Below are 25,423 nucleotides of genomic sequence, written 5' to 3'. Positions count from 1 at the left end.
CGGGCGGCTCTCCTGAACCCTGGGGCCAGGAGAGCCGCCCGCCCCCTTCGCACCCGGGAGGAACCGAACCCCATGGCCATGGACGCCATCTCCGTCATCCGCACCAAGCGGGACCGCGGCGAACTCAGCGGCGAGCAGATCGACTGGGTGATCGACGCGTACACCCGCGGGGAGGTCGCCGACGAGCAGATGTCCGCGCTCGCGATGGCCATCCTCCTCAACGGCATGAACCGGGGTGAGATCGCCCGCTGGACCGCGGCGATGATCGCCTCCGGCGAGCGCATGGACTTCTCCTCCCTGTCCCGCCCCACCGCCGACAAGCACTCGACGGGCGGCGTCGGTGACAAGATCACGCTGCCGCTGGCCCCGCTGGTCGCGGCCTGCGGCGCGGCCGTCCCGCAGCTGTCGGGTCGCGGCCTCGGCCACACCGGCGGCACGCTGGACAAGCTGGAGTCGATCCCCGGCTGGCGGGCGCTGCTGTCCAACGAGGAGATGCTGTCCGTACTGGACGGAGTCGGCGCGGTGGTCTGCGCGGCGGGCGACGGTCTGGCGCCCGCGGACAAGAAGCTGTACGCCCTGCGCGATGTGACCGGCACGGTCGAGGCGATCCCGCTGATCGCCTCCTCCATCATGTCCAAGAAGATCGCCGAGGGCACGGGCTCGCTGGTCCTCGACGTGAAGGTGGGCACCGGCGCCTTCATGAAGACGCTCGACGACGCCCGTGAGCTGGCGTCCACGATGGTCGGCCTGGGCACCGACCACGGCGTGCGGACCGTCGCGCTCCTGACCGATATGTCGACCCCGCTCGGCCTGACGGCGGGCAACGCGCTGGAGGTCCGCGAGTCGGTCGAGGTCCTGGCCGGCGGCGGCCCCGCGGACGTGGTCGAACTGACCCTGGCCCTGGCGCGCGAGATGCTGGACGCGGCCGGCCTGAAGGACGCGGACCCGGCGAAGGCCCTCGCCGACGGCTCCGCGATGGACGTCTGGCGCCGCATGATCGCGGCCCAGGGCGGCGACCCCGACGCCCCCCTGCCCACCTCCAGGGAACAACACGTGATCACGGCCCCGTCCTCCGGCGTCCTGACCCGCCTCGACGCCTACGACATCGGTGTCGCCGCCTGGCGCCTGGGCGCCGGCCGCGCCCGCAAGGAGGACCCGGTCCAGGCGGCCGCGGGCGTCGAGCTGCACGCCAAGCCCGGCGACCGGGTGACGGAGGGCCAGCCCCTGCTGACCCTCCACACGGACACCCCCGAGCGCTTCGAGTACGCGCTCCAGTCGGTCGAGGGCTCGTACGACATCGCGGCGCCAGGCACGGACTTCACCGCCTCGCCGGTGGTGCTGGAACGTATCGCCTGACCTGCGGTTTCCTCTTTCGGGCGAACGGGATCGGTGGACCTCCACCGGTCCCGTTCGGCATGCTGGGATCGGTGACGCACCGATAGGAGACCGCCATGAGCGCACTCACCGTCAGCCATGATCCCGAGCAGGGCTGGGACGACCTCGTCCGGTTCTGGGAGGAGATGGAATGGCCCGAGGGCAGCAAGGTGGAGATCATCGAGGGGATCGTCACCGTGTCACCTGCTCCCGCGTACCGCCACAACCTGATCGCGGAACGCATTCAGCGTCGCCTCTACTCAGTGGTCCCCGACGACCGGGGGATCTTCCAGACACTGGCCATTGCCGTGCCGTCGCGGCTGGGCATGCTCATTCCGGACCTTGTGGTGGCCCCGGTGCGGGAGGAAACGGAGGCGGACACCCACATCCCGGCCGCCTTGGCCGAACTCGTGGTCGAAGTGACCTCCAAGTCCAACGCCCGCCACGACCGCATCAGCAAGCCCGCCGCCTACGCCACCGCAGGCGTCCCGCTCTACCTCCTGGTCGACCGCTGGGCCCCCGACGGCCCCACCGCGACGCTCTACGGAGAGCCCAAGGGCGACGTGTACCGCCCGCTGAGCAGCGTGAAGTTCGGCGAGGCCCTCAAGCTCCCCGCCCCCTTCGATCTCGTCATCGACACCGCCGAATTCCCGGTCGACTGACGGGCCGTCACCCCGGCAGTGCCGCGACCACCACCAGCACCGGAACCGACCGGCGGGCCTCCGGCCCCCGGCCCGCGATGAGTTGTGCCCGGCCGCACGGTCTACAGACCGTGGATGCCAGGACACCTGCCGTGCTCGTGCTCGCCGGCCCCGTCACCCGGGACGAGGTGGTGGAGCTGTGCGCGGATGTGCGGGCCCTGCTGGAGGACACCCGGGCCGCAGTCGTGGTGTGCGACGTCGGGGGGCTGGGGCCGCCGGGACTCGGCGTGGTCGACCTGCTGGCGCGGCTCCAGCTCACCGCCCGGCGGGCCGGCGGCCGTATCCGGCTGCGCGACCCCGACCCGGCGCTAGACGCCCTCCTCGGCCTGGTCGGCCTCTGCTTCGAGATGGAGCGGCAGCCCGAACAGCGGGAACCACCGCGGGGTGTCGAGGAAGCAGTGGAACCCGGTGATCCGGCCCTCTGAGGTCTCCAGGACCTGGATCGCCCACGGGGTGAAGCCGCCCTCCTCCGGGTCCGGCTTGTACTGGGCGAAGCCCGGCAGCCCGTTGGCCCGCACCGGCAGCAGCCGGGAGCCCGCGCAGGCCGCGCCCAGCGTCGTCATGAAGCCCGTGATGTCCGAGGGGCCCGTCAACCACAGATCGAACGGCGGCATCGTCATCACCGCGTCCTCGTGCAGCAGCGCGGTCAGCTCCGCCATGTCGTACCCCTCGAACGCCTTCACATAGCGCTCCAGGAGCCTTTGCTGGGCCTCGTCCAGCGGGTCCGACACAGCAGCATCGGCGGCCTCGTCGCCCCGCTCGGCGAGCGTGGCGCGCGCCCGCTGCAGGGCGCTGTTGACCGAGGCGACCGTCGTGCCCAGCAGCTCGGCGACCTCGCTCGCCCGCCAGGCCAGCACCTCGCGCAGGATCAGCACGGCCCGCTGCTTGGGCGGCAGCTGCTGCAACGCGGCCATGAAGGCGAGCCGCACCGACTCCTTGGTGACGGCCGCCTCCGCCGGATCCTCGACCGGGGGCAGCACGCGGGCGTCCGGCATCGGCTCCAGCCATGTGTGGTCCGCGCGCGGGGACAGCGCCGCGCGGGACAGCGGCATGGACTCGGTCAGGTCCATCGGCCGGGCGCGCTTGCTGCCCGCCGCCAGCATGTCCAGGCAGACGTTCGTCGCGATGCGGTAGAGCCACGAGCGCAGGCTGGAGCGCCCCTCGAACTTGTCGTAGCTCCGCCAGGCGCGCACGAGGGTGTCCTGGACCGCGTCCTCCGCCTCGAAGGACGAGCCGAGCATGCGGTAGCAGTAACCGGTCAGCTCGACCCGGTACTCCTCCAGCCGCTCGTCGAGCTCCGCCGTCGCCGCCGTGCCGTTTCCCATCGTCCACCCCTGTGGCCGTCCCGTCCGTGGGCGTCATCACGCCCAGCACTCCGGAAGCTACCGCAGCCCACTGACAACGGCCGCTGGAGCGGAAGAACCACCAGGTCGGAGTGTGTCCACGGGCCCGCGGCCCGCGCATCGGCGTGCCGGACGGGCCCTTCGGCGCGGGGACCGGCGCGGCTACGCGGGCACCGGCTCCCGCCGCGCCGCGACCCTGGCCGCCCGCGACCCGAGCACCGTGATCGCCACGACACCCAGGACGGCCAGCAGGCCGACCCCGACCGTTCCCGCCCAGCCCTGTGCGTGGAAGGCCATGGCGCCCACCGTGCTGCCCGCGCTGGAGCCGACGTAGTAGGCGGACTGGTAGAGCGCCGAGGCCTGTGCGCGGCCGTGCGTCGCCGTCCGGCTGACCGCCGAGGAGGCGACCGCGTGACCGGCGAAGAAGCCCGCGGTGATCAGGACCAGGCCCAGCAGGACCAGCGCGACCGAGTCCAGCAGGGACACCAGCAGACCCGCCGCCGTCGTGGCGCCCGCCAGGTACAGGGCGCCCCTGCGGCCCAGGCGGCCCACCAGCCGCCCCGCCGTCGACGCCGACACCGTGCCCACCAGGTACACCAGGAAGATCGAGCCGACGACGCCCTGCGGCAGGGAGAAGGGCGCCTCGGTCAGGCGGTAGCCGATCACCGTGTAGACGCCGCCGAACACCGTCATGAACAGCGCGCCGATCGCGTACAGGCGGCGCAGCAGCGGATCGGCGAGGTGGTCGCGGACCGAGCGCGCCAGCACCCGGGGGCGCAGGGAGCCCGCCCTGAAGTGCCGCGGTGCCGGAAGCAGCAGGCGGAAGGCCACCGCGCAGCCCACCGCGATCACCCCGATCACCCCGACGGCCACCCGCCAGCCCCACTCCTGGGCGACCCAGCCGGTGATGACCCGGCCGCTCATGCCGCCCACGCTGTTGCCGGCCACGAACAGGCCGATCGCCGTGACCAGGGCCCGGGGCCGGACCTCCTCCGCCAGATACGCCTGCGCCGAGGCCGGGAGCCCCGCGAGAGCCGCGCCCTGGAGCGCCCGCAGTACCACCAGCGCGCCCAGCGACGGCGCGAACGGCACCAGCAGACCGACGACCACCGCGACCGCCAGTGAGGCCGTCATGACCGTACGCCGTCCGAAACGCTCCGACAGCGCGCTCGCCGGGAGCACGAACAGCGCCAGGCCGCCCGTCGCGGCGGCCACCGTCCAGCTCGCCTCGCTCGCCGCCACGTGGAAGTCGCCGGAGACCAGCGGCAGCAGGGCCTGCGTGGAGTACAGCAGCGCGAAGGTGGCGACACCCGCGAGGAAGAGGGCGAGGCTCATCCGGCGGTAGCCGGGTCCGCCCGGGGCCATGCGGGAGTCGGAGTCGGGGACTGAGGCGACGGCGCCCACGGTGGTGGGCGCCCCGGTATCGACGGGAGTCATACGGCGACCGTAGGGAGCCCCGTACTCATCCGTCCAATGCATGGACTCGGCATAATCGTTCCCATGGTGCATCAGCCAAGGTCGCGGGCCCGTCTGTCACAGACCGGTGACACAGAAGACATCGTCGCGTCGCTGGCGCCCCGCCTCGCGCACTTCGCCGGGGTGGCCCGCACCGAGCACGTCACCCGGGCCGCGCAGGAGATGCAGGTCCCGCAGTCGACGCTCTCGCGGGCCATGGTCCGGCTGGAGCAGGACCTCGGCGTCGACCTCTTCGCCCGCCGCGGCCGCACGGTCTCCCTGACCCCCGCCGGCCGCACCTTCCTCGCCTCCGTGGAACGCGCACTCGCCGAGATCGAGCGTGCCGCCGACGAGGTGCGCGCCGACGCCGACCCGGCCACCGGCAAGGTCGCCTTCGGCTTCCTGCACACCATGGGCGCCGAGACCGTGCCCGGCCTCATCCACGCCTTCCGCGCCGACCACCCCCGCGTCCGCTTCAGCCTCGTGCAGAACTACGGCGAGGCCATGCTGGAGGGGCTGCGGGCGGGCGAGCTCGACCTCTGCCTGACGTCCCCCGTGCCGGACGCCCCCGACCTGGTCGCCCGCCGCCTCGACGAGCAGAAGCTGCGCCTGGTCGTCCCCGCCGACCACCGGCTCGCCGCCCGCCGCCGCATCCGCCTGGCTGAGGCCGTCGAGGAGCCCTTCGTCATCCTGGAACCCGGCTACGGCCTGCGCCGTATCACCGACGCCCTGTGCCGGGAAGCCGGATTCAGACCGCGCATCGCCTTCGAGGGCGAGGAGGCCGAGACCCTGCGCGGCCTGGTCGCGGCGGGCCTCGGGGTCGCCCTGCTGCCCCCGCCGGCCTTCCCCCGCCCAGGGGTCGTCGAGCTGACGGTGACGGCCCCGCGCGCGGTACGGGAGATCGGCGTGGCATGGCTGGAGGGCCACCCGGACACCCCGCCGGTGGCGGCCTTCAAGAAGTTCCTGCTCGCCAAGCGCGGCAAGCTGCTCCCCACCTGAGGGCGAGCACCTACCGTCGCAGCGTCCTGCCGAACCCGGCCGCCAGCGGCATCCGCAAGCCCAGCGGCGGCGGAGCCATCAGCGCGTCCTGCACCGGCCGCGAGAACACCCGCCCGAACAGTGAGCCCATGACGAAGTCGGTGGTGAGCGCGAGGACTTCGTCCCGGTACTGGCGCAACCCGTGCCCGTCGGCGTGGACTTCGAACCGGCACACGTCCCGGTTCGCCTTCTTCGCCCGTTCCGCGAACCGGAAGGACAGCTCGGGATCGGTCCGTTCGTCGTTCGTGCCGTGCACGATCAGCACCCGGCGCCCGGCGAGCTGCCTGACCGGTTCGGGCGAGGCCGCCATGTCGGCCTCGGGCAGCCGGGGGGCGATGGCCACCACGGAGTTGACGGTCTCGTGCCCGGCGGCGTGCAGCGCGGCCCGGCCGCCCATGTCGAGACCGGCCAGGCAGACCGGCACGTCCCCGTAGCGCCGGACGACCTCCTCGACCGCCCACGCGGCGTCGCGGGCCGGATGCGCCTCGTCGCCGTTCCAGCCGCGGTAGCGGTAGTGCACCACGTGCACGGCCAGGCCCTCCTCGCGCCCCGCGCGGGCCAGTTGGCGCCCCAGGGCGCGCACCGAGGCGGTCGCCAGCACCGGCGAGGGTCTGCGGGTGGAGACCTCCTGGCCGCCCGGGAGCAGCAGCACCGCTCCGCCCACCGCCGCCGGCTCCGGGCCGAGCGTCCTCCCCAGCCGGGCCGTGCGAACCGGCGTCGCTTGGTGTGCCATGGCAGAACAGTGTCAGAAGCACCCGTGTACGCCACCCGTCCGGGCGGTCACCGTTACATATCGACGGATGTGTACACGCGATGATCTACGCGCGTAGGCGTTAGAGTGCGGAAATGACGAGCCAGACTGCCCACCAGGGGAACACCCCGAGCTCGGACCAGATCCGCCGGGCGCCCAAGGTTCTGCTGCACGACCACCTCGACGGCGGGCTCCGCCCGGGAACCGTCGTCGACCTGGCCCGCGCGTCGGGCTATTCCCAACTCCCCGAGACCGACCCGGACAAGCTCGGCCTGTGGTTCCGGGAGGCCGCCGACTCCGGCTCGCTGGAACGGTACCTGGAGACGTTCTCGCACACCGTCGGCGTGATGCAGACCCGCGACGCCCTCGTCCGGGTCGCCCGTGAGTGCGCCGAGGACCTCGCCGAGGACGGCGTCGTCTACGCCGAGGTGCGCTACGCCCCCGAGCAGCACCTGGAGGGCGGACTGAGCCTGGAGGAGGTCGTCGAGGCCGTCAACGAGGGCTTTTGCGAGGGGGAGCGGACCGCCCTGGAGAACGGTCACCGGATCCGGGTCGGGGTCCTGCTGACCGCGATGCGGCACGCGGCCCGCGCCCTGGAGATCGCCGAACTCGCCAACCGCTACCGGGACTCGGGCGTGGTGGGCTTCGACATCGCCGGCGCCGAGGCCGGCTACCCGCCCACCCGGCACCTGGACGCCTTCGAGTACCTGAAACGGGAGAACAACCACTTCACGATCCACGCCGGCGAGGCCTTCGGGCTGCCGTCCATCTGGCAGGCGCTGCAGTGGTGCGGTGCGGACCGGCTGGGCCACGGGGTGCGCATCATCGACGACATCCAGGTCCACGAGGACGGGACGGTCGAACTGGGGCGGCTGGCCTCCTACGTCCGCGACAAGCGCATCCCGCTGGAGCTGTGCCCGAGTTCCAACCTCCAGACCGGGGCGGCGCCCTCGTACGCGGAGCATCCGATCGGGCTGCTGCGCCGGCTCCACTTCCGGGCCACGGTCAACACGGACAACCGTCTCATGTCCCACACCAGCATGAGCCGGGAGTTCGAGCAGCTGGTCGAGGCGTTCGGATACACGCTCGACGACATCCAGTGGTTCTCCGTCAATGCGATGAAATCAGCATTCATTCCTTTCGATGAACGACTGGCGATGATCAACGACGTGATCAAGCCCGGATATGCGGTACTGAAATCCGAATGGCTGTTTCAGCAGGCCGCGTCCACCAGCGGTTTCTTGTCCTCGGAAGGCTGATCGGCGGATACGGGAACACGGCCGGGCCGCATATTCCGTCCGTATTTCGATGTTTGCGGCGGGTGGCTCGGCATGTTTACGGTCGTGGACCGCTCAGTTCCCTGTCTTCCACCCAAGGACGCGTTTTCATGAAGCAGTCTGCCGCCAAGTCCCTCGGTGTCGCCGCCCTCGGGGCCGCCTTCGCCGCCGCCGGCGCGGGCGCGGCGAACGCCGCACCGGCCGTTCCGGACGCCGGCCAGGCACTCGGCACCGTCAGCAAGGCGCTCCCGACGGAGAACGTCACCCAGGCGCTGCCCGGGGCCGGCCAGGCGCTGAACCAGGCCAAGCCCGCGGTGCAGTCGGGTCTCGCGGCCGTGCAGCCGACCGCCCAGGTGCTGCTCCCGAACGGCCCGACCAAGCCGGTCGCCGGTCTGCTCGGCGGGCTGCCGGTACAGGGCCTGCCCACCCACGGCCTGCCCACCCACGGCCTGCCGGTGAACGGGCTGCCGCTGGGCTGAGCCGACCCCCCACCGCGGACACCGGCACGGCTGGGGCGCACCTCCTGGTTCCAGGGTGTGCCCCAGCCGTGCCGCCGTCTCCGCGTGCGCGGCGTTCACCACGCGCTGCCGGCCGACTCCTCGGAGGGCAGCAGGATCCACAGCGCGACGTAGACCAGGAACTGCGGGCCCGGCAGCAGGCAGGACAGCAGGAAGAGCACGCGCATCGTCGTCGCGGAGGTGCCGAAGCGCCGAGCCAGCGCAGCACACACTCCGCCGATCATGCGGTCGTGGGTCGGGCGGGCGAGGGCGGTCATCTCGACTCCTTCGTGGCTGTCGGTGCGGGGCCTCCCCGTCGGCTGCCCCGTCCGTCTTCCACGTTACGGAGACGAAGGGGGCAGGGCGTCGCTCCACGGGGCGAGGCCGACCCTCGGAATCGTCGGGGTGCGACCCTGAGGCGGATCCTCCTGGCGCGGGGCCGACCGGTCCCGGCGTTCCGCCCCGCGGCGGAGGCGGGAGCGGCCCGCGGGGACGATCGCGAGGTGGACGAGGGCCACACCCACGGTGTTCAGCAGGAGTGTGTCGACGTCCACCACCCGGCCCGGTACGCCCGTCTGGAGCAGGGCGATGCCCAGCGAGACCAGGGTGCCCGCGGCGACCGTGCGGATCAGGGATCCGACCGGAGAGACGTGGAGGCAGCCGTGCGTCATCGGCAGCAGTACGCCCAGCGGCGCGAGCAACGCCAGTCCCTCGCCGATGCGCCGGGCCGCCTCGGGCCAGCCCAGCGCCAGGTCGGCCCGGACGGTGGCGAGCGGACGCAGATTGGGCGGCGTCACCCAGGGGACGTCCAGCGGACGCAGCGTGAGCCAGGCGACGAGCGCGAGGTGGGCGACGAGGAGGACACCCCCTGTCACGCGGACGTGGATCGCGGCGCTGCCGCAGATGGAGCCTTGACGCTGCACGCAACCCAAGACGCGGCCCCCGGCACGATCGGTTCCGGCCGGACGGCACACTCCCTGGTGAGTGCTGCGCCACACCCGTGCGCCACACCCGTGCGCCACACCGGTGTGCCGCCTCCGTGTCAGCCGTCGGTCACCTGGGTCGACGGCGGCAGGGTGGTGCCCGGCCGGGCGCGGAGCTCCCCGGTGCACTCGTAGCGGCGCAGCCGCGTGTCGTCCGGCCCGCCGAGAACGACGGAGCCGTCCCCCTCGGCGGCGGCCGAGTCGGACAGCGTGCACACGATCTGCGCGAGGGCGTACGGGGCGAGGCCGGCCGGCACGCTGCTCAGCCGGAGCGTATCGGCGGGGTCACGGGGACGTGGCCCCTCGACCCTCAGACCGCCCGGGACGTGCGTGGTGTACCCGGCCGCCTTCTCACCGGCGGACGGCGGCGCGGCGAGCTGGTCGAGCAGCCCCTGGGCCACGATCACCCGCCGCCGCGCGTCCGCGGTGCCCTCCGGCACCCGCACCGTCCGGTCGACGGTCACCAGCGACGAGCCGCACAACAGGAACACCTGGACGGGCACGCCGCGCGAGGACTGGGTGGCCAGGTCGGGCTGGGACAGCGAGCAGGGCACGCGGGAGGGCGCGCCGCCGAAGTCCGTGGGCACCTCGGTGGGCCGGATCCCGCACCCGGCGAGCAGCAGGCCCAGGGCGGTCAGCCCCGCCGTCCGAAGTCGGCGTGCGTTCATCGGGCGGTCCCCTTCGAGCCGTTGTCCCCGTCCTGCTCGCGCTCGGTCCGCTCCGCGGCGAGCGCGGAGGCGTCCCGCGGCAGCCGCAGCGTGAACACCGCTCCGCCCTCGGGCGAGTTGGCCGCGGTGATGCCACCGCCATGGATGTGCGCGTTGTTCAGGGCGATGGACAGTCCCAGGCCGCTGCCCTCGGAGCGCGGCCGGGACGCGCTCGCCTTGTAGAAGCGGTCGAAGACGTGCGGCAGGACCTCCTCGGGGATGCCCGGCCCGTGGTCGCGCACCTCGATGACGATCTCGGCGGGCCGCTCCGCCTCATCGGCCGACTCGCGCACCGACACCCGCACCGGCGAGCCGCCGTGCTTGAGCGCGTTGCCGACGAGGTTGGCGAGGATGACGTCCAGGCGGCGCGGGTCGAGCCGGGCGTGGATGCCGCGCTCGGCGTCCAGCTCGACGGCGTCCAGCCAGGCGCGGGCGTCGATGCAGGCGGTGATCTGATCGGCGATGTCGACGTCGTCCAGCACCAGCCGGGCCGTGCCCGCGTCGAAGCGGGTGACCTCCATCAGGTTCTCGACCAGGTCGTTCAGCCGCCGGGTCTCGCTGACGACGAGCCGGACCGCCGGCTCGATCATCGGGTCGATGCCGCCACCCTCGGAGTCCAGCTCCTCCTCCAGCACCTCCGTCACGGCGGTGATGGCGGTCAGCGGCGTACGCAGCTCATGGCTCATGTCCGCGACGAAGCGGCGGGAGGCCTCGTCGCGGGCGGCCATGTCGGCGACCCGCTTCTCCAGCGCCTCGGCCGCCTTGTTGAACGTGCGGGACAGGTCGGCGAGTTCGTCGGTGCCGGACACCCGCAGACGGGTGTCGAGCCTGCCCTCGCCGAGCCGTCGCGCGGCGACTCCCAGCCGGTGCACCGGCTTCAGCACCGTCGTGGCGGCGGCCTGGGCGAGGAGAGCGGCACCGACGAGTGCCAGGCCGGTGGCGATGCCCAGGGACCAGGCCAGCGAGTTGAGGTCCTTGGCCTCCGGCTCCAGCGACTTGAGCATGTAGCCGGTCGGGCCGCCGCCGATCACCCGCGTGCCGGCCACCAGGTACGGCGTGCCGTGCATGACGATCCGCTGCCAGTACAGGTGGTAGGGCGCCTTGTTGGCGGAGGAGAGCGGCTGCTGCCTGTTCACCGCGGTGCGCAGCGAGGTGGGCACGTCCTCCAGCGAGAAGCCGTTCAGCCCGCCGGAGTTGCCGTACAGCGTCCTGCCGTTCGCGTCCTGGCCGACCAGCAGCACGCTGAAGCGCTGGCTGCTGCCGGCCATCTGCCCGGCGGTGTGCTGGAGCTGGTCCTGCGTGGTGTGCACCGGCAGCGCGCCCGCGCGGTTCTGCACCTCCTGCTGGAAGTCGCGCAGCGCCGCGTCCTGGGCACGGGTGAGCACCGCCTCGCGGTTGAGCCAGTACGCGATCCCGGACGCCGACACGGCCGCGGTCAGCGCCACCAGCGCGAAGACGACGACCAGCCGCAGGCGCAGACTGGTGAACCGCAGCCGGGACAACGTTCCCCTGCGCCCCGAGGCCCAGCCCCGGAGCCTGCCTTGCTCATCGGTCACTGCGGCGCGTCCAGGCGGTAACCGACCCCGCGCACGGTACGGATCAGCGTCGGGGACGAGGGGACGTCCTCCACCTTGGCGCGCAGCCGCTGCACACAAGCGTCCACCAGTCGCGAGTCACCGAGGTAGTCGTGCTCCCACACCAGCCGCAGCAGCTGCTGCCGGGACAGTGCCTGACCGGGCCGGCGGCTCAGCTCCAGCAGCAGTCTCAGCTCGGTCGGGGTCAGCTGGAGGTCCTCGCCGTTCTTCGTCACGGTCATCGCCGCCCGGTCGATGACGAGGCTGCCGAAGGTCGCGGAGTCGTTCGCCTCCCGCTCGCCGCGCCGCAGCACGGCCCGGATCCGGGCGTCCAGCACTCGCCCCTGCACGGGTTTGACCACGTAGTCGTCGGCTCCGGACTCCAGCCCGACCACCACGTCGATGTCGTCGCTGCGCGCGGTGAGCAGAATGATCGGCAGCTGGTCCGTGCGCCGGATGCGCCGGCACACCTCGAACCCGTCGATGCCGGGCAGCATCACGTCCAGCACGATCAGGTCCGGCCGCTGCTCGCGCAGCAGCTTCAGACCGTCCTCGCCGCTGGCAGCGGTGGCCACCCGGTGTCCCTGGCGCGTCAGTGAGAGCTCCAGGGCCGTTCGGATGGCGTCGTCGTCCTCGATCAGCAACAGGGAAGGCACGAGTCTCATTCTGGCCCATGCGGGGTCGGTGTTTCGACACCCGTACGGCTACCTGCGCCCGGTACCCGGCTCCATACCTCTGTGACAGGTCTGTGACAGTCGGCGGACACGGCCATGAAGTGACCACGGCAAGCTTTTCGGCACGAGGCAGGGAAGCAGGACGGAACACCGGAACTCCACGACGGGGGGCGCGAATGAACACGCTGCACAGCACCAGCCACAGCGCAGTGGTCACGCGTCTGCACGACGTGGCCCGGTCTCCGGAGAAGTCCGGTGCCGTGAGCGGGCGGGGGTGCGCTCGCGGCACCGGGCGTCAGCACACCGCGCATGCGCAGCAGGGGCTTCAGCCGCGCATCACGGTGGTTGACGCGCACACGGGGGAAACACACGGGGGAACCGCGTACGGGGAGGGCCCGGGGGAGCGCCGCGCGCTGTCGGAGGCGGAGTTCACCGCCTACGTCCAGGAGCGCCGCGCCTCCCTGTACGCAACCGCCTACCACCTCACCGGCGATCGCTTCGAGGCCGAGGACCTGCTGCAGAGCGCGCTGTTCTCGACCTACCGGGCGTGGGACCGGATCAGTGACAAGGCGGCCGTCGGCGGATACCTCCGCCGCACCATGACCAACCTGCACATCAGCGCCTGGCGGCGCCGCAAGCTCAACGAGTACCCGACCGAGGAACTGCCGGAGACGCCCGGCGACACGGACGCCATGCGCGGCACCGAGCTGCGCACCGTCCTGTGGCAGGCGCTGGCCCGGCTGCCCGAGCTCCAGCGCACCATGCTGGTCCTGCGCTACTACGAGGGCCGTACGGACCCGGAGATCGCGGACATCCTCGGCATCAGCGTCGGCACGGTGAAGTCCAGCATCTGGCGGTCCCTGCGCCGGCTGCGCGAGGACGAGGTCCTCAGCTTCGGCCGTGACCATGAGGAGTCCTTCGGCGAGCTCGTCGCCTGACCGACCGAAGGGCAGGGGGGATCGGGGGACGGGGAAGAAAGACGGGGGAGTCCCGGGGGAAATCACGGGGGACGGGGGACACGGGGGATACCGGGGAATCACGGGGGACGGGGGACTCCGGGGATACGGGGGAATCAGGGGGACCGGGGGACACGGGGGAATGTGGGGGAGCACCAAGGGAGCGGGACTGGAGGACCGGGGGGTCTGTCCAGTCCCGCTTTCGTGTGCGCGCGCACGAAAGCGCGTTGACGCACAAGGGGGCGTACGGCGCGCGTACCCCCGTGTGTCGTACGCCGGTTTACGCGGCCGTCCGTGTCTGCGCCTGCCGTCCCGCCGTCGCGGCGGTCAGTCGGCCCAGGGCCTCGTCCCGGTCGCAGGCGTGGGCGCCCAGCGCGACCTGACGGGCCACGATCGACCGCTCGGCGCGCATCAGCCGCCAGCCGCGGCGCAGCAGGAACGGCACCGACTTGCGGCCCTCCTTCAGGTCCCGCAGGAAACGCCGCCGGAAGGTCGTGACCGGCCCGCGGTTCAGGCACAGCGCGTCGGCCAGGACGCCGAGTTCCCGGCAGCGCGCCACGATCTCGGCGGCGAAGACGCCCTCCGCGATGAACAGCGGGGTGCGGCCGATGTGCAGCGTGCTCTCGCCGGTGCGGGCGCTCAGCGAGATGTCGTACACCGGCACGCTCGTGGTGCCCGTCGCGCACAGCCGGCTGATCGCCGCGACCGCGACGTCCGCGTCCCAGGAGCCGGGGTGGTCCCAGTCGATGTCCGAACTCCCCGTCACCAGCGGCAGGGTCGGGTCGCCGGCCTCCTTGTAGAAGTCGTCGAGGCGCAGCACGGGCAGTCCGGAGCGGGCGGCGACCAGGGACTTGCCCGAGCCCGAGGGGCCGCACAGCAGCACGACACGGGCGGGTGACGGGGGATGAAGGCTCACGGAACACCAGTTTGACGCATGGTGGCCCGCCTGCCGACCCCGCGGGTCGGCTTTGGAACGTGGGTTACGTCTCAACTACGGCTCCTGAAGACCGAGCGGTAAGCGGGTCCTGTTCCCAGGCCTCGTGCTCAGCCGAACTCCCGGAATGGTGTTGGGTGTTCTGGTCTCCCGCGTCCGCTCCGCGGTCCGGCGGCACGGATCGTGTCCGTGGTCCGGGGATGCGGGGGCGGGTTTCCTCACGCCCCAGGGCATGCCGTCGGCCTGACAGTCCGATGCGCGTGCACATCGCTCTGGTGTGCACGGGGCGATGCCGTCCGTCGCCGGATCGGATGCCCTTGGGCGCGCCTGCCGATCGCCACGGCGACAGCGCCGTGGCGTGTGGTCGTGCGGTTTGTACTGGTCAACGGCCCCCGCCAGTGCGGGGCGCCCCATTTGGCAGATGCTCACAGGCCCGGTGGCCCAGGCCACGTCGGTGGGTGCCGTGCCGGTCGCCGGCCAGGTGCTCGGATCGGTGCGCTGACACGCGAGCACGCGGAGAGCCGCGCCTCCCCCGGACGGAGGGGAGGCGCGGCTCTCGTCCGTGCGGGGCGCCGCGGCGCCCCGGGCGGCTCAGTATGACGAGCCGGAGGCGCCCAGGGAGCCCGTCGGGTGCCAGACCGTCTTGGTCTCCAGGAAGGCCGTCATGCGGTCGATGCCCGGCGTCGCGGCGTAGTCCACAGGCTGTGGACGAAGGACGCGCTTGAGGTTGTCCGCCGCCGCGACCTCCAGCTCCTTCGCCAGCTCCGCGTCGGCGCCCGTGAGGTCGATCGCGTTGACGTCCTGGTGCGCGGCGAGCGGCGCGGCGATCTCCGCCGTACGGCCGGACAGGACGTTCACGACACCGCCGGGCAGGTCGGAGGTGGCCAGCACCTCGCCGAGGGAGAGCGCCGGGAGCGGGTGCTTCTCGCTCGCGACCACCACCGCCGTGTTGCCGGTCGCGATCACCGGGGCGATCACCGAGACCAGGCCCAGGAACGACGACTCCTGCGGGGCCAGGACCGTCACCACGCCGGTCGGCTCGGGGGAGGAGAGGTTGAAGTACGGGCCCGCGACCGGGTTGCCGCCGCCCACCACCTGGGCGATCTTGTCGGTCCAGCCCGCGTACCAGACCCAGCGGTCGATCGCCGCGTCGACCTGCGCGGCCGCCTTGGCCTTGGACAGGCCCTCCGCCTCGGCGACCTCGCGGACGAACTGCTCGCGGCGGCCCTCCAGCATCTCCGCGATGCGGTAGAGGATCTGGCCCCGGTTGTACGCGGTCGCGCCGGACCACGCCCCGAACGCCTTGCGCGCGGCCACGACCGCGTCACGGGCGTCCTTGCGGGACGACCGCGGTACGTTCGCCAGCCAGTTGCCCTTGGAGTCGCTCACCTCGTACACCCGGCCGCTCTCGGAACGCGGGAACTTGCCGCCCACGTACAGCTTGTAGGTCTTGAGGACCGAAAGCCGCGGTTCGGTCGTCGCCCCAGACTTCTCGGACTTCTCAGACATCGAGGTACGCCTCCAGGCCGTGCCGGCCGCCTTCGCGGCCGAAGCCCGACTCCTTGTAGCCGCCGAACGGCGAGGTCGGATCGAACTTGTTGAACGTGTTGGACCAGACGACACCGGCGCGCAGCCTGCTCGCCACCGCCAGGATCCGGGAGCCCTTCTCCGTCCAGATGCCCGCCGAGAGCCCGTACGGGGTGTTGTTGGCCTTGGCGACGGCCTCGTCCGGGGTGCGGAAGGTGAGGACGGAGAGCACCGGGCCGAAGATCTCGTCACGGGCGACGGTGTGCGCCTGGGTGACACCGGTGAACAGCGTCGGGGCGAACCAGTAGCCGTTCTCGGGCAGTTCGCAGGCGGGTGACCAGCGCTCGGCGCCCTCCGCCTCGCCCTGCTCGGCGAGCGCGGTGATCCGGGCCAGCTGCTCGGCGGAGTTGATCGCGCCGATGTCGGTGTTCTTGTCGAGCGGATCGCCCAGGCGCAGGGTGGAGAGCCTGCGCTTGAGGGAGTCCAGCAGCTCGTCGTGGATCGACTCCTGCACCAGCAGGCGCGAGCCCGCGCAGCAGACTTGGCCCTGGTTGAAGAAGATGCCGTTCACGATGCCCTCGACGGCCTGGTCGATCGGCGCGTCGTCGAAGACGATGTTGGCGCCCTTGCCGCCCAGTTCGAGGGTGAGCTTCTTGTCCGTGCCCGCGACCGTGCGCGCGATCGCCTTGCCGACGGCCGTGGAGCCGGTGAAGGCGACCTTGTTCACGTCCGGGTGGGCCACCAGCGCGGCGCCCGCGTCGCCGTAGCCGGGAAGGATGTTGACGACACCCTTCGGCAGGCCCGCCTGGCGGCAGACGTCCGCGAAGAACAGCGCGGAGAGCGGGGTGGTCTCGGCGGGCTTGAGCACGACCGTGTTGCCGGTCGCCAGCGCCGGGGCGATCTTCCACGCCAGCATCAGCAGCGGGAAGTTCCACGGGATGACCTGGCCTGCCACGCCCAGCGGCTTCGGGGACGGCCCGAAGCCCGCGTGGTCGAGCTTGTCCGCCCAGCCGGCGTAGTAGAAGAAGTGCGCGGCCACCAGGGGCAGGTCCGCGTCCCTCGTCTCCCTGATCGGCTTGCCGTTGTCCAGCGTCTCCAGGGCCGCCAGCTCACGGCTGCGCTCCTGGACGATGCGGGCGATGCGGAACAGGTACTTGGCGCGCTCGGAGCCGGGCAGCGCCGACCACGTGGCGAAGGCCTTGCGGGCCGCGCGCACCGCGCGGTCCACGTCCGCCTCGCCGGCCTGGGCGACCTCGGACAGCACCTCCTCCGTGCTGGGGGAGACCGTCTTGAAGACCTTGCCGTCGGCGGCCTCGGTGAACTCGCCGTCGACGAACAGGCCGTAGGACGGCGCGATGTCGACGATCGACCGGGACTCGGGCGCCGGCGCGTACTCGAAGGGGGAAAGCGGGTTTTGCGTGTTCATGGGGTCTCAGTCCACCGTCACGTAGTCGGGGCCGGAGTAGCGGCCGGTGGCCAGCTTCTGGCGCTGCATCAGCAGGTCGTTCAGGAGCGAGGAGGCGCCGAAGCGGAACCAGTGGTTGTCCAGCCAGTCCCCGCCGGCGGTCTCGTTGACCAGGACCAGGAACTTGATCGCGTCCTTGGAGGTGCGGATGCCGCCGGCCGGCTTCACGCCCACCTGCACGCCGGTCTGCGCCCGGAAGTCACGGACGGCCTCCAGCATGAGCAGCGTGTTGGCCGGGGTGGCGTTGACGGCGACCTTGCCGGTGGAGGTCTTGATGAAGTCGGCGCCCGCCAGCATGCCGAGCCAGCTCGCACGGCGGATGTTGTCGTACGTCGACAGCTCGCCGGTCTCGAAGATGACCTTCAGGCGTGCGGAGGTCCCGCAGGCCTCCTTCACGGCGACGATCTCGTCGTACACCTTCAGGTACTTGCCCGCGAGGAACGCCCCGCGGTCGATGACCATGTCGATCTCGTCCGCGCCGGCGGCGACCGCCTCGCGCACGTCGGCCAGCTTGACGCCCAGCGGCGCCCGGCCGGCCGGGAAGGCGGTGGCGACCGAGGCGACCTTCACCGCCGAGCCGGCCACGGCCTCCTTCGCGGTGGCCACCATGTCGGGGTACACGCAGACCGCGGCCGTGGCGGGGGCCGTGCGGTCCGTCGGGTCGGGGCGGACCGCCTTGGCGCCGAGCGCCCGGACCTTGCCCGGGGTGTCCGCGCCTTCCAGCGTCGTCAGGTCGACCATCGAGATGGCGAGGTCGATCGCGTACGCCTTCGCGGTGGTCTTGATGGAACGGGTGCCGAGCGAGGCGGCGCGCGCCTCCAGGCCGACCGCGTCGACGCCGGGCAGCCCGTGCAGGAAGCGGCGCAGTGTGCTGTCGGACGCGGTGACGTCAGCGAGCGGGGGTGCAGTGGTGGGCATGGTCACCAGGCGAGCATATCTACGCGCGTAGCGGCTGTACACCCCCGGGCTCATCTTGTGGCCCAGCCGGTATCCGCACGATACCCGTCCCGTGCTCCGGCACCGCGGATGAGGGCGCCCGCGGGCGTCGGGCAGAATCGGGGCCATGACGACGCCCGAGCACGAGCCCCCCGCGCCGCAGCCCGCCGACCCCGAGTTCGAGGACCGGGTCCACCGGTCGTCCGCGGGCATCGCGGGCGGTGTCCTGCTGCTCGCCATCATCTTGTGGCTGGGCATCGACGCGCTGGTCGCCGGCGAGGGCCGCACCCCGTGGCTGGCACTCGCCGGGATCATCCTCGCGGTGCCGCTCGTGGTCGCCTTCACCCTGCGGCCCGCCGTGTACGTCAACGCCGACCGGCTGCGCGTGCGCAACCCCTTCCGCGTGATCGTGCTGCCCTGGGGCCAGGTCTCCGGGCTGCGCTCCGGCTACTCGAACGAGGTGCTGGACCGGTCCGGCACCAAGTACCAGCTGTGGGCGGTGCCCGTCTCGCTGCGGGGGCGCAAGCGGGCCGCCCGCCAGGAGGCGCGTGCCGCGGCCGTGGACGAGCGTGGCGCGGGGACGGGCCGGGCCGGCGGGCGCACCGGCGGCGCCTTGGGGTTCGGCGGGCCGGGCCGCGGGCAGGAGGCGCGCGGCGACGGGCCCATCCGTGCGGCGGGCGACCGGTTCATGGACGACCTGCGCGAACTGCGGGAGGCCCGGGAGAACGCCGCAACGGCCCAGGGCGGGGTGACGGTCCGCTGGGCGTACGAGATCGTGGGCCCGGCGCTGGCCGGCGCGGTGGTGCTGGCGATCCTGATCGCACTGGGCTGACAGGCGCGGGCGGCACGCCGGTACGTCTCCCGGCGGCGCGCCCGCACGTCCGCAGGCCGAGGCCTGGCCCGGAACGGGTGTCCCTCCGCCGGAGGGGCGCCCGTTCCGTTTCGCCGCGGGTCAGATGCCCGCCGCGGCCGACAGGTCCCGCTTGATGGACGCCAGGAGGCCGTCGGCCTCGGCGCGGGCCGCCGGGAGGTCGGCGTGGCTGCCGACCGGGATCACGACCTCCAGGTAGCACTTCAGCTTGGGCTCCGTGCCGCTGGGGCGGACGATGACGCGGGCGCCTTCGAGGGTGTAGCGCAGGCCGTCCGTGGGCGGCAGCCGGTGCGTGCCCCGGGTGAGGTCCTCGGAGCGGGTGACGGGCAGGCCCGCGAGCGCGGTCGGGGGCTGTTCGCGCAGGCGGCGCATCGCGTCGGCGATCAGCGAGAGGTCCTTGACGCGGACCGAGAGCTGGTCGGTGGCGTGCAGGCCGTGCTCGACGGCGAGGTCGTCCAGGAGGTCCGGCAGGGTGCGGCCCTCCTCCTTGAGCCGGGAGGCCAGCTCGGTGATCAGGAGGGCTGCGGTGATGCCGTCCTTGTCGCGGACGCCGTCGGGGTCGACGCAGTAGCCGAGGGCCTCCTCGTAGCCGTAGCGCAGACCCTCGACGCGGGCGATCCACTTGAAGCCGGTGAGCGTCTCCTCGTGGGGCAGGCCCGCCTTCCGGGCGATGCGGCCGAGGAGGGAGGAGGAGACGATCGACTCCGCGAAGGTGCCGGTTACGCCGCGGGAGACCAGGTGGGCGGCGAGCAGGGCACCCACCTCGTCGCCGCGCAGCATGCGCCAGTCGCCGCCGTGCCTGACGGCCACCGCGCAGCGGTCGGCGTCCGGGTCGTTGGCGATGATCAGGTCCGGATCGCTCGCGCGGGCCCTGGCGAACGCCAGGTCCATGGCACCCGGCTCCTCCGGGTTGGGGAAGGCGACGGTCGGGAAGTCCGGGTCCGGCTCGGCCTGCTCGGCGACCAGGTCCGGGGCCGGGAAGCCGGCCCGGGCGAACGCGGCGAGGAGGGTGTCCTTGCCGACGCCGTGCATCGCCGTGTACACGGTGCGGGCCGTGCGGGGCGAGCCGGGGGCGAGGACCGCGTCCGTACGGGCCAGGTAGGCCTCCAGGACGGAGTCGTCGAGGGTGTCCCAGCCGGAGTCCGGGCGGGGGACCGCGGCGAGGGTGGTGATCGCGTCGATCCCGGCGGCGATCCCGGCGTCCGCCGGCGGCACGATCTGGGAGCCGTCGCCCAGGTAGACCTTGTAGCCGTTGTCGCGGGGCGGGTTGTGGCTGGCGGTGACCTCCACACCGGCGACCGCGCCGAGGTGCCGGATGGCGAAGGCGAGGACCGGGGTGGGGAGGGGGCGGGGGAGCACGGCGGCGCGCAGCCCGGCGCCGGTCATGACGGCGGCGGTGTCGCGGGCGAAGTCGGCGGACTTGTGCCGGGCGTCGTAGCCGATGACGACGAGGCCGGCGTTCCCGTCCCCGTGGGCGGCCCCGTTCTTCTTCAGGTACGCGGCGAGGCCGGCGGCGGCGCGGATGACGACGGAGCGGTTCATGCGCATGGGCCCGGCGCCGAGTTCGCCGCGCAGGCCGGCGGTGCCGAACTGGAGCGTGCCGGAGAAGCGGGCGGTCAGCTCCTCGACGTCCCCGGCTTCGAGGAGCCGGGCGAGTTCGTCACGGGTCTCGGCGTCGGGGTCCTCGGCCAGCCACGCCTTGGCCCGTGCGATGAGGTCGTCGTGCACGTTGGGGTCAGCCTCTCGTGAGTTTGTCGGCCTGGGCCGTCTGCCTCCGGCGGGTGGGTGCCGGGGCACCTGGGATGCGTTGGGGGGGCGGGCGGGGCCGTGGGGCGCGTCCGGCCGCCGCGCGCGAGCGTACTGCCCGGAGTCTCGAGGTCGCGCCGCGGAGACCGCCGGGCGGAGACGAAGTGTGCGGCAGGCCGCCGGCGCACCCCACGGCCCCTTCCGCCGTCCGGCGGCTCTCCCTTCGTGGGTGCCGCCGGCCGTTCGGCGTGCCGTGTGGGCGCGGGGGGGGGGCTACAGGCGGCCCAGCACCTGGGTCAGCAGGGAGCCCATGCGGGTGGCGCTGTCGCGGCCCGCCTGGAGGACCTCCTCGTGGTTGAGGGGCTCGCCGGTCATGCCCGCGGCGAGGTTGGTCACCAGGGAGATGCCGAGGACCTCCGCTCCCGCCTCGCGGGCGGCGATGGCCTCCAGGACGGTGGACATGCCGACCAGGTCCGCGCCGATGGTGCGGGCCATGCGGATCTCCGCCGGCGTCTCGTAGTGAGGGCCGGGGAACTGGGCGTAGACGCCTTCCTCGAGGGTGGGGTCGACCTCCTTGCACAGGGCGCGCAGGCGCGGGGAGTACAGGTCGGTGAGGTCGACGAAGTTGGCGCCGACGATCGGCGAGGTGGCCGTCAGGTTGAGGTGGTCGCTGATCAGCACCGGCTGGCCTGGGCGCATGCCCTCGCGCAGGCCGCCGCAGCCGTTGGTGAGCACGATCGTCTTGCAGCCGGCCGCGACGGCGGTGCGTACGCCGTGGGCCACGGCGGCCACGCCCCGGCCCTCGTAGTAGTGGGTGCGGCCCAGGAAGACCAGCGCGCGGCTGTCCCCGATGGCGTACGAGCGGATCTTGCCGCCGTGGCCCTCGACCGCCGGCGGCGGGAATCCGGGCAGCTCGGTGACCTGGAACTCGGCGTCGGGGGTTCCCAGGGCGTCGACGGCCGGTGCCCAGCCGGACCCCATCACGAGGGCGACGTCGTGGGACTCGGCACCCGTGAGTTCGCGCAGGCGCGCGGCGGCGGCGTCGGCGGCGGCGTAGGGGTCGCCCTGGATGTCGTCCGGAAGAAGAGATGCGTTCACGCGCATGAGCGTAGCCGGTATTCGCCTACGCGCGTAGATGTCAGTGGTCACGGCAATGCGATCGTTGTCTTGTCGTTTCCGGTCGTTTCCGGCGAGGGGCGGCTCCGCAGGGGACCCGAGGTCAGGCTTCCCAGCCGCTCAGCACGGCCGCTTCCGCAACTCCATCACGTAGTCGTGGGGCGCCCCCGCCGACTCCGCCGCGTCCGCGATCTCGCCGAGGTAGCGGGCGGAGGGGAGGCCGCCCTCGTAGGCGTTGAGGACGTAGACCCAGGCCGGTTCCTCGCCGTCCAGGGTGTGGACGCGCACGCGCGCGCGCCGGTAGACGTCCATGCCCACGCCCACCCAGCGGTCGAGGGGGTCCTCGTCCATCGGGGCGATGTCGTACAGGGCGACGAAGACCTGGGAGATCGGATCCTCCACGAGGGTCGCCAGCGCGCCCTCCCACCCCATCTGCTCCCCGCCGAAGGTCAGCCGCCAGCCGTTCAGCCAGCCCGTGGCACGCAGCGGCGAGTGCGGGGCGCGGCGGGACATCAGCCGCGCGTCGAGATTGCTGGCGTATGCGGCATAGAGCGACATGCGTCGAGCGTACGGCAGCCGCGCACCAGTCTCACGTGTCCCAGGGGCAACGTGAGACCGTCGCGCCGCGCCCCCGGGCCGTAGCACCTTGAACGGTGCGGGACAATGGAGTACGTGACTCGGATCGTGATCATCGGTGGTGGACCCGGCGGCTACGAAGCGGCGCTGGTGGCGGCGCAGCTCGGCGCGGAGGTGACCGTCGTCGACTGCGACGGTCTGGGCGGAGCGTCGGTGCTGACCGACTGCGTGCCGTCGAAGACCCTTATCGCTACGGCCGAGGTGATGACCACCTTCGACTCGTCGTACGAGGAACTGGGGATCATCGTCGCCGACACTCCCTCCGACGGCGGCCCCGCCCAGGATCCGCCGGCGGAGCAGGCCGTGGGCGTCGACCTGGGGAAGGTCAACCGACGGGTGAAGCGGCTGGCGCTCGCCCAGTCCCACGACATCACCGCGTCCGTGACGCGGGCCGGCGCCCGGGTCATGCGCGGGCGCGGCCGGCTGGAGGGCATGCAGGCGCTCGACGGGTCGCGCACGGTCGTCGTCAGGGCGGCCGACGGGAGCGAGGAGACGCTCACCGCGGACGCCGTGCTGATCGCGACCGGCGGCCACCCGCGCGAGCTGCCCGACGCCCAGCCGGACGGCGAGCGCATCCTCAACTGGACCCAGGTCTACGACCTCACCGAGCTGCCCGAGGAGCTCATCGTGGTCGGCTCGGGTGTCACCGGTGCCGAGTTCGCCGGCGCCTACCAGGCACTCGGCTCGAAGGTCACGCTGGTGTCCTCCCGCGACCGCGTGCTGCCGGGTGAGGACCCGGACGCGGCCGCCGTCCTGGAAGACGTCTTCCGCCGCCGCGGCATGAACGTCATGGCGCGCTCGCGGGCCGCCGCGGCCAAGCGGGTCGGGGACCGCGTGGAGGTGACGCTGGCGGACGGCCGGGTCATCACGGGCAGCCACTGCCTGATGGCCGTCGGCGCGATCCCCAACAGCGCCGGGCTCGGCCTGGAGGAGGCCGGCGTCAAACTGCGCGAGTCCGGTCACATCTGGACCGACAAGGTGTCGCGGACGACGGCTCCGGGCGTGTACGCGGCCGGCGACGTGACCGGGGTCTTCGCGCTGGCGTCGGTGGCGGCGATGCAGGGGCGTATCGCGATGTACCACTTCCTGGGCGACGCGGTGGCCCCGCTGAACCTGAAGACGGTCTCCTCCAACGTCTTCACCGACCCCGAGATCGCCACCGTCGGCTACACCCAGGCCGACGTGGACGCCGGGAAGATCGACGCCTGCTGCGTGAAGCTGCCGCTGCTGCGCAACCCGCGCGCCAAGATGCAGGGCATCCGGGACGGCTTCGTCAAGATCTTCTGCCGTCCGGGCACGGGGATCGTGGTCGGCGGCGTGGTCGTGGCCCCGCGCGCCTCGGAACTGATCCACCCCATCTCGATCGCCGTCGACAACAACCTGACGGTCGAACAGATCGCGAACGCCTTCACCGTGTACCCCTCGCTGTCGGGATCGATCGCCGAGGTGGCACGGCAGTTGCACACCCGTAAGACGACGGGCGGGGCGTAGGGCGGGCCCCGGCGCCCGGATCGACTCCCCGCCGGTCACGGGGAGTTGTGGACCATGCCGCGGGCACGAGCGAGGGGAACAGGCTCTATACCACTTCCCGCTCTGCCCTGCGAACAACTTCTGCTATTCGGCGCAAACTGCTGAAAGCAGACGGTCGCTGGGGTTACTGTCAGTTTCGTGTTCGCTGCTGAACGTCGCCAATTGATCCTCGAAATGGTGCGAGCGAACGGTGCCGTGTCGCTCCGTGAACTCGCCCGCGTCGTCCAGACCTCCGAAGTGACCGTACGGCGGGACGTGCGGGCACTGGAGGCCGAAGGACTCCTCGATCGCCGCCACGGCGGTGCGGTACTCCCGGGTGGGTTCACCCGGGAGTCCGGCTTCCCGCAGAAGTCGCATCTCGCGACCGCGGAGAAGACGGCCATCGCCGACCTCGCCGCGGGCCTCGTCGAAGAGGGCGAGGCGATCGTCGTGGGCGCGGGTACGACCACTCAGGAGCTGGCCCGCCGGCTCGCCAGGGTGCCCGGCCTGACCGTCGTCACCAACTCCCTGCTGGTCGCCCAGGCGTTGGCCCACGCCAACCGCGTGGAGGTCGTGATGACCGGCGGCACGCTGCGCGGCTCCAACTACGCGCTCGTCGGATCGGGGGCGGAGCAGTCGCTGCACGGGCTGCGGGTGTCCAAGGCCTTCCTGTCGGGGAGCGGACTGACGGCCGAGCGGGGCCTGTCCACCTCCAACATGCTGTCGGCGTCCGTCGACCGGGCCCTGGTGCAGGCCGCCGCGGAGGTGGTGGTCCTCGCCGACCACTCCAAGCTCGGTACGGACACGATGTTCCAGACCGTCCCCACCGATCTCATCACCCGCCTGGTGACGGACGAGCCCCCGGCCCACGACGACCGCGCGGCCACCGAGCTCCAGGCCCTCGCCGACCAGGGCGTCCAGATCGCCGTGGCCGGCGCGACGGGAAACCCGGCGACGGACCAGCCCCCTCCCCGCGACCGTCGCCGTGACGTCCCGCTCCCGGGCCCCCGCCGCACCCAGCCGCCGAGCGCGAACCTCCGCCCGGCGTCCCTGGGCGGGGAACAGTCGAACGGCACGGAACGCCCGGCCGCGCGGGTGGCGGACCTCCGGAGGCGATGAGGGCTTCGGACCGTCCCCGGGAAGGCCTTCGGACCGCCTTTGGGAACGCCTTCGGGCCGTCCTCGGCAAAAAGCATGGAGCCCGGCGGGCCGTTCTCGCGGCTCGCCGGGCTCCTGCGGGTGCTCCGGGGATCAGTCCTTGATCTCGCAGATGACGGCGCCGGAGGTGACGGAGGCGCCGACGTCGGCCGACAGGCCCTTGACGGTGCCGCTCCGGTGGGCGTTGAGGGGCTGC

25 protein-coding genes are annotated in these 25,423 nt (G+C 72.4%); 10 read left to right on the top strand and 15 right to left on the bottom strand.

What is annotated here, in order from left to right:
• The first annotated feature begins 72 nt into the window (after positions 1-72).
• The 3 genes from ACFY4A_RS35990 to ACFY4A_RS35980 all read left to right on the top strand — a co-directional run bounded on the left by ACFY4A_RS35990 (position 73) and on the right by ACFY4A_RS35980 (position 2,500).
• Positions 73-1,356 carry a thymidine phosphorylase gene (locus tag ACFY4A_RS35990; RefSeq protein WP_390833521.1) on the top strand — a complete coding sequence of 428 codons (1,284 nt, stop codon included), beginning with the start codon at positions 73-75 and terminating at the stop codon, positions 1,354-1,356.
• Between the two features lie 95 nt (positions 1,357-1,451).
• Complete coding sequence (locus ACFY4A_RS35985) at positions 1,452-2,036, top strand: Uma2 family endonuclease (RefSeq protein ID WP_390833520.1); 585 nt, start codon at positions 1,452-1,454, stop codon at positions 2,034-2,036.
• Positions 2,037-2,113: 77 nt separating this feature from the next.
• Positions 2,114-2,500 (top strand): STAS domain-containing protein, encoded by a 387-nt coding sequence (locus tag ACFY4A_RS35980; protein WP_390833519.1) that lies wholly within the window; start codon positions 2,114-2,116, stop codon positions 2,498-2,500.
• On the opposite strand, the gene ACFY4A_RS35975 is transcribed toward ACFY4A_RS35980, so the two are convergent.
• Positions 2,384-3,400, bottom strand: coding sequence for a sigma-70 family RNA polymerase sigma factor (locus tag ACFY4A_RS35975; protein WP_390833518.1), 1,017 nt, complete (start codon positions 3,398-3,400; stop codon positions 2,384-2,386). The genes ACFY4A_RS35980 and ACFY4A_RS35975 overlap by 117 nt on opposite strands.
• A gap of 180 nt (positions 3,401-3,580) precedes the next feature.
• Positions 3,581-4,855: an MFS transporter gene (locus ACFY4A_RS35970; protein WP_390833517.1), complete on the bottom strand. Its 1,275-nt coding sequence runs from the start codon at positions 4,853-4,855 to the stop codon at positions 3,581-3,583.
• Positions 4,856-4,918: 63 nt separating this feature from the next.
• Here ACFY4A_RS35970 and ACFY4A_RS35965 point away from each other — a divergent pair, with 63 nt between their 5' ends.
• Positions 4,919-5,872 carry a LysR substrate-binding domain-containing protein gene (locus tag ACFY4A_RS35965; protein ID WP_390833516.1) on the top strand — a complete coding sequence of 318 codons (954 nt, stop codon included), beginning with the start codon at positions 4,919-4,921 and terminating at the stop codon, positions 5,870-5,872.
• A gap of 10 nt (positions 5,873-5,882) precedes the next feature.
• Here ACFY4A_RS35965 and ACFY4A_RS35960 read toward each other — a convergent pair whose 3' ends face one another.
• Positions 5,883-6,644: an alpha/beta hydrolase family protein gene (locus tag ACFY4A_RS35960; RefSeq protein ID WP_390833515.1), complete on the bottom strand. Its 762-nt coding sequence runs from the start codon at positions 6,642-6,644 to the stop codon at positions 5,883-5,885.
• A gap of 113 nt (positions 6,645-6,757) precedes the next feature.
• Here ACFY4A_RS35960 and ACFY4A_RS35955 point away from each other — a divergent pair, with 113 nt between their 5' ends.
• Both ACFY4A_RS35955 and ACFY4A_RS35950 read left to right on the top strand, forming a co-directional pair.
• The gene (locus tag ACFY4A_RS35955) at positions 6,758-7,921 is read left to right on the top strand and encodes an adenosine deaminase (protein ID WP_390833514.1); all 1,164 of its coding nucleotides are present in this window, start codon (positions 6,758-6,760) and stop codon (positions 7,919-7,921) included.
• Between the two features lie 128 nt (positions 7,922-8,049).
• A complete protein-coding gene (locus ACFY4A_RS35950) occupies positions 8,050-8,418 on the top strand; it encodes an ATP-binding protein (protein ID WP_390833513.1) in 369 nt (122 codons plus the stop codon).
• 95 nt (positions 8,419-8,513) lie between these two features.
• Here ACFY4A_RS35950 and ACFY4A_RS35945 read toward each other — a convergent pair whose 3' ends face one another.
• From ACFY4A_RS35945 to afsQ1, 5 genes are all read right to left on the bottom strand, one after another.
• A complete protein-coding gene (locus tag ACFY4A_RS35945; RefSeq protein ID WP_390833512.1) occupies positions 8,514-8,714 on the bottom strand; it encodes a PspC domain-containing protein in 201 nt (66 codons plus the stop codon).
• Positions 8,715-8,777: 63 nt separating this feature from the next.
• Positions 8,778-9,359: a VanZ family protein gene (locus ACFY4A_RS35940; RefSeq protein WP_390833511.1), complete on the bottom strand. Its 582-nt coding sequence runs from the start codon at positions 9,357-9,359 to the stop codon at positions 8,778-8,780.
• Positions 9,360-9,478: 119 nt separating this feature from the next.
• Positions 9,479-10,087 carry a hypothetical protein gene (locus tag ACFY4A_RS35935; protein ID WP_390833510.1) on the bottom strand — a complete coding sequence of 203 codons (609 nt, stop codon included), beginning with the start codon at positions 10,085-10,087 and terminating at the stop codon, positions 9,479-9,481.
• On the bottom strand, positions 10,084-11,682 hold the full coding sequence (locus ACFY4A_RS35930) for an ATP-binding protein (RefSeq protein ID WP_390833509.1): 1,599 nt from the start codon (positions 11,680-11,682) through the stop codon (positions 10,084-10,086). Before ACFY4A_RS35930 ends, ACFY4A_RS35935 begins: the two co-directional genes overlap by 4 nt.
• A complete protein-coding gene (gene afsQ1, locus ACFY4A_RS35925; protein ID WP_037868090.1) occupies positions 11,679-12,356 on the bottom strand; it encodes a two-component system response regulator AfsQ1 in 678 nt (225 codons plus the stop codon). Before afsQ1 ends, ACFY4A_RS35930 begins: the two co-directional genes overlap by 4 nt.
• A 194-nt stretch (positions 12,357-12,550) precedes the next feature.
• Here afsQ1 and ACFY4A_RS35920 point away from each other — a divergent pair, with 194 nt between their 5' ends.
• Entirely contained in the window at positions 12,551-13,312 is a 762-nt protein-coding gene (locus ACFY4A_RS35920) for a SigE family RNA polymerase sigma factor (protein WP_390833508.1), read from the top strand.
• A gap of 298 nt (positions 13,313-13,610) precedes the next feature.
• Here ACFY4A_RS35920 and ACFY4A_RS35915 read toward each other — a convergent pair whose 3' ends face one another.
• From ACFY4A_RS35915 to deoC, 4 genes are all read right to left on the bottom strand, one after another.
• Positions 13,611-14,246, bottom strand: coding sequence for a uridine kinase (locus ACFY4A_RS35915; RefSeq protein WP_390833507.1), 636 nt, complete (start codon positions 14,244-14,246; stop codon positions 13,611-13,613).
• A gap of 609 nt (positions 14,247-14,855) precedes the next feature.
• Complete coding sequence (locus tag ACFY4A_RS35910; protein ID WP_390833506.1) at positions 14,856-15,773, bottom strand: aldehyde dehydrogenase family protein; 918 nt, start codon at positions 15,771-15,773, stop codon at positions 14,856-14,858.
• Positions 15,766-17,217 (bottom strand): aldehyde dehydrogenase family protein, encoded by a 1,452-nt coding sequence (locus tag ACFY4A_RS35905; RefSeq protein ID WP_390833505.1) that lies wholly within the window; start codon positions 17,215-17,217, stop codon positions 15,766-15,768. Before ACFY4A_RS35905 ends, ACFY4A_RS35910 begins: the two co-directional genes overlap by 8 nt.
• 6 nt (positions 17,218-17,223) lie before the next feature.
• Positions 17,224-18,174 carry a deoxyribose-phosphate aldolase gene (gene deoC / locus ACFY4A_RS35900; RefSeq protein ID WP_390833542.1) on the bottom strand — a complete coding sequence of 317 codons (951 nt, stop codon included), beginning with the start codon at positions 18,172-18,174 and terminating at the stop codon, positions 17,224-17,226.
• Between the two features lie 145 nt (positions 18,175-18,319).
• On the opposite strand from deoC, the gene ACFY4A_RS35895 reads away from it, so the two are divergent.
• Positions 18,320-19,024 carry a PH domain-containing protein gene (locus ACFY4A_RS35895; protein ID WP_390833504.1) on the top strand — a complete coding sequence of 235 codons (705 nt, stop codon included), beginning with the start codon at positions 18,320-18,322 and terminating at the stop codon, positions 19,022-19,024.
• Between the two features lie 120 nt (positions 19,025-19,144).
• On the opposite strand, the gene ACFY4A_RS35890 is transcribed toward ACFY4A_RS35895, so the two are convergent.
• The 3 genes from ACFY4A_RS35890 to ACFY4A_RS35880 all read right to left on the bottom strand — a co-directional run bounded on the left by ACFY4A_RS35890 (position 19,145) and on the right by ACFY4A_RS35880 (position 22,483).
• On the bottom strand, positions 19,145-20,791 hold the full coding sequence (locus ACFY4A_RS35890) for a phospho-sugar mutase (RefSeq protein WP_390833503.1): 1,647 nt from the start codon (positions 20,789-20,791) through the stop codon (positions 19,145-19,147).
• 291 nt (positions 20,792-21,082) lie between these two features.
• Positions 21,083-21,907 (bottom strand): purine-nucleoside phosphorylase, encoded by an 825-nt coding sequence (locus tag ACFY4A_RS35885; protein ID WP_390833502.1) that lies wholly within the window; start codon positions 21,905-21,907, stop codon positions 21,083-21,085.
• Positions 21,908-22,045: 138 nt separating this feature from the next.
• Positions 22,046-22,483, bottom strand: a complete 438-nt coding sequence (locus ACFY4A_RS35880; protein WP_390833501.1) for a gamma-glutamylcyclotransferase — start codon at positions 22,481-22,483, stop codon at positions 22,046-22,048.
• A 105-nt stretch (positions 22,484-22,588) separates the two neighbouring features.
• Here ACFY4A_RS35880 and ACFY4A_RS35875 point away from each other — a divergent pair, with 105 nt between their 5' ends.
• On the top strand, positions 22,589-24,052 hold the full coding sequence (locus tag ACFY4A_RS35875) for an NAD(P)H-quinone dehydrogenase (protein ID WP_390833500.1): 1,464 nt from the start codon (positions 22,589-22,591) through the stop codon (positions 24,050-24,052).
• 177 nt (positions 24,053-24,229) lie between these two features.
• Positions 24,230-25,189 carry a DeoR/GlpR family DNA-binding transcription regulator gene (locus tag ACFY4A_RS35870; RefSeq protein WP_390833499.1) on the top strand — a complete coding sequence of 320 codons (960 nt, stop codon included), beginning with the start codon at positions 24,230-24,232 and terminating at the stop codon, positions 25,187-25,189.
• Positions 25,190-25,423 lie beyond the last annotated feature (234 nt).

Origin of the sequence: Streptomyces sp. NPDC001292 (assembly GCF_042896465.1) — a bacterium.
Classification (GTDB): Bacteria; Actinomycetota; Actinomycetes; order Streptomycetales; family Streptomycetaceae; genus Streptomyces.
This window is presented reverse-complemented; position numbering and strand designations above follow the sequence as displayed.

Bases quoted from the DNA above. Each gene is read 5' to 3' on its own strand.
- ACFY4A_RS35950 (WP_390833513.1), top strand. From the start codon at position 8,050: ATGAAGCAGTCTGCCGCCAAGTCCCTCGGTGTCGCCGCCCTCGGGGCC.
- ACFY4A_RS35880 (WP_390833501.1), bottom strand. From the start codon at position 22,483: ATGTCGCTCTATGCCGCATACGCCAGCAATCTCGACGCGCGGCTGATG.
- ACFY4A_RS35910 (WP_390833506.1), bottom strand. From the start codon at position 15,773: ATGTCTGAGAAGTCCGAGAAGTCTGGGGCGACGACCGAACCGCGGCTT.
- ACFY4A_RS35975 (WP_390833518.1), bottom strand. From the start codon at position 3,400: ATGGGAAACGGCACGGCGGCGACGGCGGAGCTCGACGAGCGGCTGGAG.
- ACFY4A_RS35960 (WP_390833515.1), bottom strand. From the start codon at position 6,644: ATGGCACACCAAGCGACGCCGGTTCGCACGGCCCGGCTGGGGAGGACG.
- ACFY4A_RS35990 (WP_390833521.1), top strand. From the start codon at position 73: ATGGCCATGGACGCCATCTCCGTCATCCGCACCAAGCGGGACCGCGGC.
- ACFY4A_RS35970 (WP_390833517.1), bottom strand. From the start codon at position 4,855: ATGACTCCCGTCGATACCGGGGCGCCCACCACCGTGGGCGCCGTCGCC.
- ACFY4A_RS35955 (WP_390833514.1), top strand. From the start codon at position 6,758: ATGACGAGCCAGACTGCCCACCAGGGGAACACCCCGAGCTCGGACCAG.
- ACFY4A_RS35920 (WP_390833508.1), top strand. From the start codon at position 12,551: ATGAACACGCTGCACAGCACCAGCCACAGCGCAGTGGTCACGCGTCTG.
- ACFY4A_RS35980 (WP_390833519.1), top strand. From the start codon at position 2,114: ATGAGTTGTGCCCGGCCGCACGGTCTACAGACCGTGGATGCCAGGACA.
- ACFY4A_RS35935 (WP_390833510.1), bottom strand. From the start codon at position 10,087: ATGAACGCACGCCGACTTCGGACGGCGGGGCTGACCGCCCTGGGCCTG.
- ACFY4A_RS35905 (WP_390833505.1), bottom strand. From the start codon at position 17,217: ATGAACACGCAAAACCCGCTTTCCCCCTTCGAGTACGCGCCGGCGCCC.
- ACFY4A_RS35945 (WP_390833512.1), bottom strand. From the start codon at position 8,714: ATGACCGCCCTCGCCCGCCCGACCCACGACCGCATGATCGGCGGAGTG.
- ACFY4A_RS35965 (WP_390833516.1), top strand. From the start codon at position 4,919: ATGGTGCATCAGCCAAGGTCGCGGGCCCGTCTGTCACAGACCGGTGAC.
- deoC (WP_390833542.1), bottom strand. From the start codon at position 18,174: ATGCCCACCACTGCACCCCCGCTCGCTGACGTCACCGCGTCCGACAGC.
- ACFY4A_RS35985 (WP_390833520.1), top strand. From the start codon at position 1,452: ATGAGCGCACTCACCGTCAGCCATGATCCCGAGCAGGGCTGGGACGAC.
- ACFY4A_RS35895 (WP_390833504.1), top strand. From the start codon at position 18,320: ATGACGACGCCCGAGCACGAGCCCCCCGCGCCGCAGCCCGCCGACCCC.
- ACFY4A_RS35875 (WP_390833500.1), top strand. From the start codon at position 22,589: ATGGAGTACGTGACTCGGATCGTGATCATCGGTGGTGGACCCGGCGGC.